We start from the raw sequence: 11,578 nt of genomic DNA on the forward strand, positions 1-11,578 counted from the left end.
ACTAATTTAGGAGTTAAATAACCATATTTCTTTAGCCATTTGGAAATCGTAGTTTTACCACCAATATCATATCTCTTCCTAAGAGAAGTCAGAGAATAATTCCCAGTCATGAATTCCTTGCAAATAAATAGCTTGAAATCTTCGCTGTATCTAATCTTTGTTGTCTTTAAATATCTATCCATTTTTACACTTTTTGTGTAAACCTATTTCAGGACAAGACATAGTTAAGTGCACCCACCTATAAGGGTACCCCAATAGGTTATGAGTAGGTAAGATACCTATAGGGGTACCCCCTCCCCACCTAGATGGGTAGGGTTTTATTAATTTTAGTTATAAAAGTGTTAATGTTATTTTAACGATATAATAGCTAATGTATAGAGGGTTGGTGTCTTATTTGAGCTTGTCGAAATGTTCTCGAATTCCAGATGTACTTTTGATATAACTATAAGAATATTATGTGATAAAAAACAAAACCACAACCTATCATAAAATAGATCGTGGTTGTTATTATTTCTTCATACCCTGCCAAGCTGTACCGCTACTAGTTACAAACTATCGGGAGCGGGGAATCTCGTCTTTTTAATTTTACACGAAGTTGCAAACTTCGCGCAGCATGGTTTAGATCCTGTGCTGTCCCAGCAAAGGATAGTACTAATAAGAAAAAGCAGCTTATATATTTATGAATGTGTATCATTTTCTTTTTTTGTTATACAGTATAGTGTCAGTAATTATATAAATGTTACTATGCAAATCTGACTTTTTTATTATTGTAAAGGATATTTTAAGGGTAGGACTAGAACTTTAAAAATCTAGTAATTAAAGACTCAATATTTATAATCGTAAGTTTTATTGCTAAAGTTCATTCTGAATATAAATATCTATTTCACTTTGAGTGTTGTATGAAGTTTGTAACTTCACAGATCATTTTTGTTTTATTTTGTTATTGAGACCACTAGTTACAAACTAGCGGTAGCTGGGGTTGGATTCTTATTTGAGCCTGTCGAAATGTTTTGGAAATCCAGATTTATTTTTGATATAACTGCAAGAATATTATGTGACAAAAAAGAAAAACCACAACCTATTATAAAAATAGATCGTGGTTGTTAATATAAAATTATAAATTCTCGTCTTTTGAATATCGCACGAAGTTGCAAACTTCGCACAGCTGGAAGCGGGGGAGATCGCTAATTACAAACTAGCGGTAGCGCTGGGTTGGATTCTTATTTGAGCCTGTCGAAATGTTCTCGAATTACAGATGTATTTTTGATATAACCACAAGAATATTATGTGATAAAAAACACAACCACAACCTATCATAAAAATAGATCATGGTTGTTATTATAAAATTATAAATTCTCGTCTTTTGAATATCGCACGAAGTTGCAAACTTCGCGCAGCTGGATAAGATTCTATAATTTTATAAGTGAGGAATAATTTACAGGGTTTCTATTTTCATAAGGTGGATCACAACCATAAATTTCACTATCAATGCATTCTTTATAATCGGAAGAAAAGCTTTTAAAGTACTTTCCTACAATATCCTGTTCGAAAAACACATCAAAATAAAATGTAATAATAACTAAATCTACGTCGAAAATTTGTAAAGAAACTTTATCAAAAACAGCATTTAAATAATCTATCTGTTGTTCCTTAAATTGATCTGTTTCTATTAAACTTGTTTTACTTTTAAATAGGATTTTTTCGAAGTCTTGATGGACTTCTTGGATTACTTTTTTAATGTTATATGATTCAATGATATTTTTCATTATTATTTTGTTATTGATGTTAATTTGTCAAAGAAAAATGTTTTACCATTAGATGTCTTTTTTCCTAAAAACCGTTGATGACCTTTTCCTCCAAAATATTTTATTTTATGAGTATATCCAGTTATGCCTCTCTTCTTTAGTATTTTAAGCTCCCAATCTGCCAAAGCTTTGATTCCAGGAACACCTTCAGATGATGCAGGAATTATACCATTTTCTAAAGCTTTAAGAACGCTTGATTGGGCTTTTTTACCAAGTTTATTAAAATATTTTCTTTTTAGCCAACCATGTCTTTTTACTTTTTTAGGTAATTTAGGAACTCCAATTCCAGCCATGTAAACAGCTTGTCGATCATGAGAACCAAATTGATTTAGAGGATCAAATATTGGAGGACCAGGTAAGTCTAAAAGAAATTCACCTATTTCTTCAAGCGTAGCTCCTGTTTCAGTGAATTGATGCCAAACAAGTTCTTCATTTTCGGTTTGCCCTACTAATGCAACAAATTCGCCATCATTTATATTAAAATAGTTTGTATAGATTAATCCTTGTCCTTGCATTATTGTAGGGTTATGATATTCTTGCCAAGCATCTACTTGTGTTCCTCTGCCTGTTAAGTAGTACCAAGATCGTTTTAGAAAACCACAATCAGAATCCGGTTGATCACATCCACCGTCAGGATCCCACCTTGTTATTGGATTATTTCCCATACCCATATACGGTGAATTATGTTGTCCATACGGATCTGTAGTTAACCATCTTCCAATCCTGCTATCCCATAATCGTAATTGGAAAGCTTCTTTTCCGGTTTCGGGATCTTTCTCTTGTCCTTGGTATGCATATCGATATTGTTCTCCACCGTTTAGAGTACGTCCTGGCATTGGCAATCCAAAAGGATAATAATCAGTAGCTGTAGTCATTGCGATTGGTTGTCCACTGTTGGTTCTACCTACTACAGCACGTACATTCCCTAAATGATCAGTTAGTTGATAATAGCTGCTACCATCTGCTTTATGGATACCTAGTCTGTTAGCTCCATAAATAGTGTTTTCTACTAGATTAGTACCATTACTATCTTTTCGATAGATAGCCATGGTTGTTCCTGCAGCATCACGGATATAAAACTCAGTATATACTAGATTTCCATTTGTAGGATTATAAAATTCCTTGCGTACTCTATGATTTTCATCGTTGTAAAAGAACTTCACCAATGGTATTCCATCTCTTTGAATTTCCGCTACTAATTCTCTTGTATTGTAAAGATAGCTAATCTTTTCTTCTTTGTTTTCTATTAGTTGTCCGATTTCATTATACACATAATTATTTCCATTTTGATCTCCGATATCATCGGCACCAACCACATCTCCAGCTGCATCATCTACTCTAAGTAATTGGTTGGGTTTATCCGTTTTATAGGTGTATGACAATTGATCCATAACATTACTTCCCTGATAGGTATCTTTATTGCGAGTAAGGGATTGGATGTTTCCATTAGCATCATAGGTAATGTTTGATACATTATAGTCTCCATTTCCTTGTACCGTTCCATCCGTTGCAATACGAGCACTAAATGTTTTCGCACTAGAGGCAATAATATGAAATCCTTGTTCTAATACTATCGAGGTTCTGGCTTCTACAGTTTCTGTAGCTGTTACTGTTTGATTTCTAGTTTCCTGTAATGGAATAGAAAGGTCAGCTTCATTTACCTGTGTATTAAAACTTGCTCCAGTTAACCAATTATTTTTGTTATAGGTGTAATAATACGTATCTGGATTGTTATCATCGATTCCTGCAGTTTTCCAAGTAATGGCTTTGATATTCCCATTGTATTGTTCAATACCATTGGTAGTAGAAGGGACTGCTCTGGGAGTTCCCGTTCTTTTATAATCATCTTTATAATAATGGATATCCATCCCGAAAAGATCACTAGGATTTCCATCTTGATCATTGATATCCATAAGATTAGGGCTATTGATGCTTTTTAATGCACCATTTAGGTTATAGATATAATCAATTCCTTGTAATCCTTGTGCTAGATCAAGTCGTGAAAGTTCTCCTATTTCGTTATAAATGTAAGAGGCATGCTCTTTGTAGGTAATTCCATCAGTAGAAGTTTCTACTTTGGTTAAACTATAATCATCCTTGTCATAGGTGTATCTATGAATAAACAAGTCTGAGGCACTATGTTTTTGATATAGGACACGGTTTACTTGATTGGTAATCGGATCGTATTCATAATCAATCGTTTTAGTTCCTAAACCGGTAATGTTTTGTACGATCCATTGTGTTCTGCCATAAATATCATAACTATAATAGGTTGTGGTGTTTTCATTATAGGTTTTCGCCACATTACCACTTAAGAAAGAAGGATTCGCATAACTGCTATGTACTGTTGCTAGATAATTAAGATCTGTTGTAGACAATGCATCATAGGTAGTAAAATGAACTTCAGAGCAATATTGACTTTTCAAAAAGTCTTCATCATCTATATATTGCTGAGCAGTGTGTACCATATCAAGATTGTAGTGTACGGCAGATGAATTGAAATATACACTTGAATTAGATTTGTATACACCGCTTTCTACAGGCCTTGCTAAATGATCATAATGGGTATAAGAGAATTCTCCAGCAGCTTGTTGTTTGCTATTTTGAGAAAATCGTATTTGTCCATCGTCTCTATATTTAAGCCAAGTTTCTCCTTCGTCCGGGCTATTTGTATATATCAACTGACCTAATGTATTATACTCAAAAGTAGTTTCTAACTGTTGTAAGGGTTGTTTACTACTTAGTAATCTACCTGTTTTGTCATATTCGTTTAGGCTATAATCGTAATAGTTTTCCGGGTATGTTATCGTAGTACTATCAGTGACATAATTATCAAGATTATTTACTGCTACTCTGTAAAAACCATTAGATAAACTATTACTATTAGTTGCTATCGGTTGTTCAGTAATCAGATCATATATTGTTACTCCTGGATTGTTAGTAATTGAAATTCCTGTTCTTCCTACCGGGATATGGATATCTACAAACCCTTGTGCTCCTATGGTTACAGATGATGTTTTGGAATTGTCAATTCCACCTTCTTCGTTACCACTTCTTGCAGCAGCCAAGGTACGTCCATCAGTATTCGTAAATACTACAGTTTCTACTCCATGTACATCTCTAGAAACTGTTTTTACGATTTTATAGTTGTTGTATTTGGTTTCTCCAAACGCATCAGATTGAGACAGTTCTTGTCCTGCGGGCATAGAAAATACATATCCTTGTTTCCATTCGTTGTCCATCTTATTGCCACCGACTGTTTTCAGGGTAGTTCCAGGATTGAGTTCACTGTAAATCGTTCTAGAGTAGGGGCGATCTGTTATATCTTGATAAGGATCACTATTGTTACTATTACTATAATACCATCCTAGCGTATTTTCCTGATTAGTAACAGGAGTAGGATTTTCTATATCCTCTTTTTCATAATCTGAAATATTGAAATTAGCATTTCCAGTCTTTTTGATAAACCCGTCTTTATAACTAAACCTTGGGGTAGTCTCGATAGGAGCAGTCAGCGTACTTATAGCAGGTCTTCCTTGTGCATCATATCTAATTTCGCTAGCCCAAATTTTCTTTTCTTTTTTATCAAAGGATTGAGATTGTGTTGGTTTTCCTAGATCATCATAATAACTTACACTAGCATCAACTATATTTCCTACCGGATTTTCTGTAATTCCAAAAGTATTTACAGAAACCCAGTTTTTATTGGTATCAGTAACAGCAAAAGGTCCGTAGCTATCACCGGTAATGCTAAAACCTTGTTGACTATAGGTACATGATAATACTCTTGGAGGAAATGCATCAGCATTTAGATTTCCAGCATATCCAGCACGTAGCCAAGATAGATCGCTATCAGTAACAGTTCCTAACACTTGTGAATTATAAAAGAAACGTAACTCAGTAGCATTGATTTTTTCTATCCGTAATCGATCTGATGTTTGTGGATTTATATTGGTTAGTGTTCCAATAATCGATCCATCAGGTTTTTTGGCAATGACCTTATAAGATGAATCGAAAGTGTTTGTCAATCCGGTATTAGAAATCGTAATAGCATATCTATTATGATTATTAAGGTTTGTAGCAGAAGTTTGTGCAAGGTAGATGGTCACATCAGAATATCTAGTTTCTATAAAACCAGCGATATTGTTTCCATCGACTTTGAAGTTTGTGATCTCGAAGTACCCTGTTGAGGATTCTTCGGGTAATACTTCCAAAGACAATACTTGTGCATTACCGGTAAGCGTATTGTTTATACTGCTTTCTATACCAGAATTTTCATACCAGTTTAGATCTTGTGCTGTCCCGACAAAGGATAGTACCAATAAGAAAAAGCAGCTTATATATTTATGAATGTGTATCATTTTCTTTTGATTTAAATTGTATGATTATTGTTGTACTGGATTACCATCTGGATCATTTGGATCATCATCATTATCTCCACATCCTTGTTTTTGATGGGTTCCAGTACTTTCTTTAATAGCTCCTGTGTTTTTATCTCGTACTTGGCATTTATAATACACTCGACCACCAACTCCACAAGTAGTAAAAATGTTACGAGTATTAGAACTAGACCAAGAACCATAATTCAAACTATTCTGATTGCTATTAACCGCCCATCGATATTCGTATTCAAAAGTTCCTCCGTTGGCTGTGGCGGTAAGGGTAGGGGRAGAGATATTAGGATCACTGACTCCTATTGATAAGGTTAACGCATTTGGATTCGTAATACTCGTATTGATTGGTGTACTATAGTTATAATTAATTTCACTATTTAGTTTAAAACCACCAGGAATTCCTGGTGTGTCCATCACTTCCGAATGCGTTTTATGGAGTCTCCCGGCGTCATCATATTCATATTTGGTTGCCATATTGTTAGCACCAATTATATAGGTAAGTTCATCCCACTCATTGTAAACATAACTGGTCATCGAAGATTCAACAGGAATCATTCTAAAATCATCATAAATAGTTGTTCCTGAAGTGTTATATACATACACTTCTTGGAAGTTYCCAATATCATTTGTATAAAAATTTAATTGTACCCAATTGCCTGCTGGAATCACTTCTCCAGGATGATAAGAAATTACAGAGTTAGCAGCTTTTACTTTTGTATTAACATAGTTATTGTTAGCACCTTTATATGCCCAGACGGAAATTTTATATTTTCCTGCTTCCGGGTTTACAGCAAAGGCTTTTACATTAGCAGCTGCTTGTATACTTTTGGTTCCTGTATGATAGATGTCAGATAAGATTGCAGAGTTCCCTTTAAAGACTTGTCCACTAAAATAGTGAGTGTTTTCTATGAGGTCCTCCGCACCAGAGTAAAACATTTTTGTATATCCAGCATTAGCTATTGCAAATACTTTAGAATCATCATCTCCCATTTTAGTACTAGCTCTATTACCGTTGATATCAATAGATTCAAGAGGCATGGAATAATGATCATACAAACTAATTTCTGAAGTTTTGATCCATTCTGTATTTGTTTGATTATTTGGATCTGACCAATTGAAGTTATCATCATCTCCAGTATAACCCATATATGCACCATTAGTATCTACTTCACCTTTCCATGCAAAGGTTTGATGTTTACGCCAGACTTTTTCATCATTACTCGTAGCACTATTTATACCACCCTGATATGTTCTATATACCCAATCGTTGTTCCATGTGGTAATATCTGCATTCATAATGTGCCAATTACCAGAATCATTTTTCACTTGTGTTAAAGCAACTGCAGTTTGTGAAAGCATGTTTTTGTTTGTAGGATTATCCACTTTGGCGCCCATACTATAACCATAGCTATTGTTTGAATAATCATTTATATGGTATGCTGGAATAATTTTTGTCTTGTATTCTGTGCCATCGCTAGAAACTGTTGTTGTTTCAGTAGTTTGGCCTGTTAAGARATCATGTTTATCATAATAAACTGTATTTGTAAATCCTCCTTCCACGGTTGTTGTACTTTCAATCACAGATGGATATTCAACTATTCCTGACAATTCAAGAAAGTAAGGGCCAGGAGCCTGATAATTTGCAGGTATTCCATGTGGTCCTTTTCTTGTTGTTTTAAATGATTCTTGAACCACTCCTAGTTCTCCATCTTCATTCAGATTAGTCTTATACTTATGAGATACTTTTTTTAGTAATTGATTTTTGGAGTTATATTCACTTATGTTCTTTAATCTACCAATTGAGTTTAGTTTATCATGTACTATATGATTATAAATGCCTATTTCATAACTATTTAATACGTTTCCTGGTCTATTATAATTTCTTCTTTCAATTTTTAAAGCATCTCCTAATGAGTAAATATAATCGAATTCATAAGCATATGGTTTTAGTACTTCAAATTCATACAATGCTTTTTTTGTTGTTTTTCCATCACCATCTTTTCCAGTTACACCAACATATTCATACATAACACCCGGAGATGGAGTAAGTGGTAAATATTCTATATTTCGTTCATTATCAGAAGGAAAGTATGATGTAACACCTGATATTCTATTACTAAAAGGATTTTGATAACTATATGATATTGAGTTCACAATTTTTCCGTCATTTAAAATCTTAACTTCTTTTGTTCTAATTCCTCCTCCTGTTTTGCCATTTGGGTTTGTATCACTAGTAAATGCATCCATTATAATTTTGAATGAAGCACTTTTTCCTGTGCATTGATAAGAAGGAGTTTGATTAGGGCAGTAGGTTATCTCACTTGGAAATCTTCCATGAAATTTAGTTTTTTCCGTTGTTTTTAGTTGAACCCATTTTCCTGCTTTGGAAATCTCACTTATTACATATTTGTCAGGGGTATATCTTCTAGCATTTGATAGTCTAACATCAAAATGTTGATAGGGTAGAATTTCAGGGTGAAATACTTCTACTTCCATGCCAGGACGTATTTTATCGAAAGTGTTTTCGTGGTATAATTCTCCAAAATTTAGTTTTATAGTGTTAAAACCTTTGGTAACCGAGGTGACATTATCAAAATATTGACCAGAAAAACGACCGATTGTCCAAAATATACTACTAAATCCTAAATCTCCTACAGCCTCAGCTCTAAAAGAATCTTCTTCATAATCAATTGCTATTACTTGCCCATTAGGAGTAGTAATATTGTCCAAACTCCATGTATCGGTAGCGTTTGTATAGTATCCCCAATCATCTGTTAAGTTTTTATCAAATGTATTACTAACACCTTTATAATTAAACTTATAAGGAGGTAAAAAAGAAGTTCCTTTTTTACCTAAGAAAGATAAACTCTTTAGAGTTAACCTTCCTTTATTTGTTGCAGAAGAGTTGATTGAATTTTTTGCAAGTTCATAATTGTAGTTGAAATCAATAATTTTAACTGCTTTTTCTTCTAATTGAGTTCCAGTAATATCTGTGAAATCTAATATGTTTTGATGTAGATGAATATCAAATTGATTCAGATTAGGCAGTTGATCATATAAGTTTGGAACTTGTTGCGGATTTATTAAATTATAATATACATCAGAATAACCTAGTGCAAAATGACAATATCCTTTTAAGTTATTGGTTAGATTACCTCTGGATTTATTATAAACTAAATCATCGTTCTTTACTAAAATTATTTTGTCTAGAGCTAAGCTAAAATTTTCAGGAATATCAATATATCTAAAATTTGTCTCCCTTCCTCTTAACCTATATGGAGCTATATAGTTAGCCCCATTTGATAAGTAAAATTTATCTCCTTTATTTGCAATCCAGTCAGAGCTTTGTTCAACTCCAAATTTTTGGCAATTTATATCTCTATTAAAATTAGCGGAAGAAGTTATTGGATTTGCAAAAAAATCAAAATTATTACTTTTCGCATCTTGTCTTAACTTTTTTGAAAATAAAGCAGTATGAGTTCTAGTCCTTATAGCATCTAAGTAAAATATTTGTTTTCTCCCCCAAAAATAAGAATATCTGTTATCCAATTGATCATATCCTTCTTTAGGGCTTCTCCATGCATATCCATCGCTCCATTTACCGTATTCAAATTCTACCCAATATCCATAATCTTCATTATCCAATTGTCCATTATTGTTTTTATCAAAATAATCAGGACCTGTTACAGCTGTAAGTAACCAATGGGTAGCATAAGGATTTTGTTTTTTTACTTCTAAAAATTTTTCATTTTCTTTATTTTCATCTTTGAAGTTTTTATAAAATGATTCAAATTGATACACGGGAAGTGAATAGTGATATGTTTTTCCATCTAAAGCAGTTATTTTATATCCTCCAATACTAACACCTTCACTAAAGAATTGAGGGTCATTTAGCCTATCAATACCTTTTGCTTCTATGAATCCATTTGTATTTCCCAATATTATATCTTCATTTTTAAATACTTCAATATAATTTCCTCCTCGTTTTCTATTTCCAGATTTGATCAAGTCTCCATTTGGAGTATAGTCTGAGCTAAAAGTATTTTCTGAATTTGGAGATAAGTTTAAGACATAATTATTATCAATCCCAACACTATTATTTTCATTAAAAGCTCCTTTATTTATTCTTAAGAAAGAATTGTGTGCATTTTTAAAATAAAAATTGGTTTTATTATTTAGATCAAAAGAATAATCTATTGAAGCTGAATTGATATATGTACTTGGAGTTCGATTTGCGTAAGATCCGTAGGGAGCACCAAATAAATTAATTTCATCAAAAATGTATGGTTTGATTACTCCAGATAGCCCTTGAGCATTTACAGAATAGTTATCATAGTTTGGAAGGGTAATCTTAGTATAATCTTGAGGTTTTAGAATGTTTTTACCACCGAAATTGTCAACGGAGACATATTTGGAATCTAATTGAATGATATCCATATTATTTTCAGATGATACAATTGTTGGATCATCTTCGCTCATTAATTTTGAATGGTGTGGATATAAAGCTCCACTAACGGAAGTGAAATTTCTTTTATGAAGAGAGTATTTTACTTTTGTACGTCCATAACCAAACCAAAATATTCCAAAATCCAAATTCAAACCTGATGTGGAAACATCAATGTCATAATCTCCGCTTTCAATGGAGCTCGAAGAATTGGTAATAGCCCCACTATAACCATTAAAACTCGGAACTATCCCTTGAGAACTTATTGAAATTCCAACGCTAGAGCTTTTAACAACGCTGGATCCATTCTCTTGTGATTGATTAAAACTAAAACCACCTGATAATCCTGTATTGGTGTTATAACTCAGACCTGCGGAATAAGAACTTCCCCCAAATCCAGTGCCTACACTGAATCCACCATTCGATGAAATTCCAATACTAGTTCCAGAACCTAAACCTATCCCGAATCGATCAGATCCAACAGTCGTAGTAAAACCAGCAGCTCCCAGTGTAACAGATCCTCCAAATGCTTTATTAGATCCCCAGGAGGCACCAACACCCAAAGTTAATCCATTAGGAAGAGTTCCTCCAATTGAGAAGTCATAAAAATCCTCTTGATAACCATGATCATAAAAAAATTCAGATATTTTTGTTTTCCCCCAGTCATCTGGATAACCATTAACAGAACGGTTAATGGAACCGGGGTTTAATGACCAGCCTAAACCTACCCAAGAAGCTTCTTGATCCATCGCAATACCAGCATGGTAAGATAATGCTAAAGGATATCCTCCTTCTGGTGAAGGTACATTTAATAGTGGAAGAACATAAGACATATCTCCAGTTACCAAATTTACCATATCCGTAGCATCTACTGGTTCAAAAGCAGCAGCTTCTGGAGCATTGGGGCCATTATTATTTGCCCAAAGCTGATTGTG

The 11,578-nt window shown here is 33.5% G+C and carries 4 protein-coding genes; all 4 read right to left on the reverse strand.

Annotation, left to right across the window (positions count from 1 at the left end; genetic code table 11):
• The coding region (locus GBO31_RS22760; RefSeq protein WP_219010910.1) for a transposase at positions 1–182 on the reverse strand (182 nt) is incomplete at its 3' end.
• Positions 183–1,409: 1,227 nt separating this feature from the next.
• A complete protein-coding gene (locus GBO31_RS22765; RefSeq protein WP_219010911.1) occupies positions 1,410–1,766 on the reverse strand; it encodes a hypothetical protein in 357 nt (118 codons plus the stop codon).
• Between the two features lie 2 nt (positions 1,767–1,768).
• The gene (locus GBO31_RS22770; RefSeq protein WP_219010912.1) at positions 1,769–6,166 is read right to left on the reverse strand and encodes an RHS repeat domain-containing protein; all 4,398 of its coding nucleotides are present in this window, start codon (positions 6,164–6,166) and stop codon (positions 1,769–1,771) included.
• A gap of 24 nt (positions 6,167–6,190) precedes the next feature.
• Positions 6,191–11,578: hypothetical protein (locus tag GBO31_RS22775; protein WP_219010913.1), on the reverse strand; the 5,388-nt coding region annotated here is incomplete at its 5' end.

Origin of the sequence: Aquimarina litoralis, assembly GCF_019295435.1 — a bacterium.
GTDB lineage: Bacteria > Bacteroidota > Bacteroidia > Flavobacteriales > Flavobacteriaceae > Aquimarina > Aquimarina litoralis_A.

Coding starts and splice junctions, on each gene's coding strand:
- GBO31_RS22770 (WP_219010912.1), bottom strand. CDS start 6,166: ATGATACACATTCATAAATATATAAGCTGCTTTTTCTTATTGGTACTA.
- GBO31_RS22765 (WP_219010911.1), bottom strand. CDS start 1,766: ATGAAAAATATCATTGAATCATATAACATTAAAAAAGTAATCCAAGAA.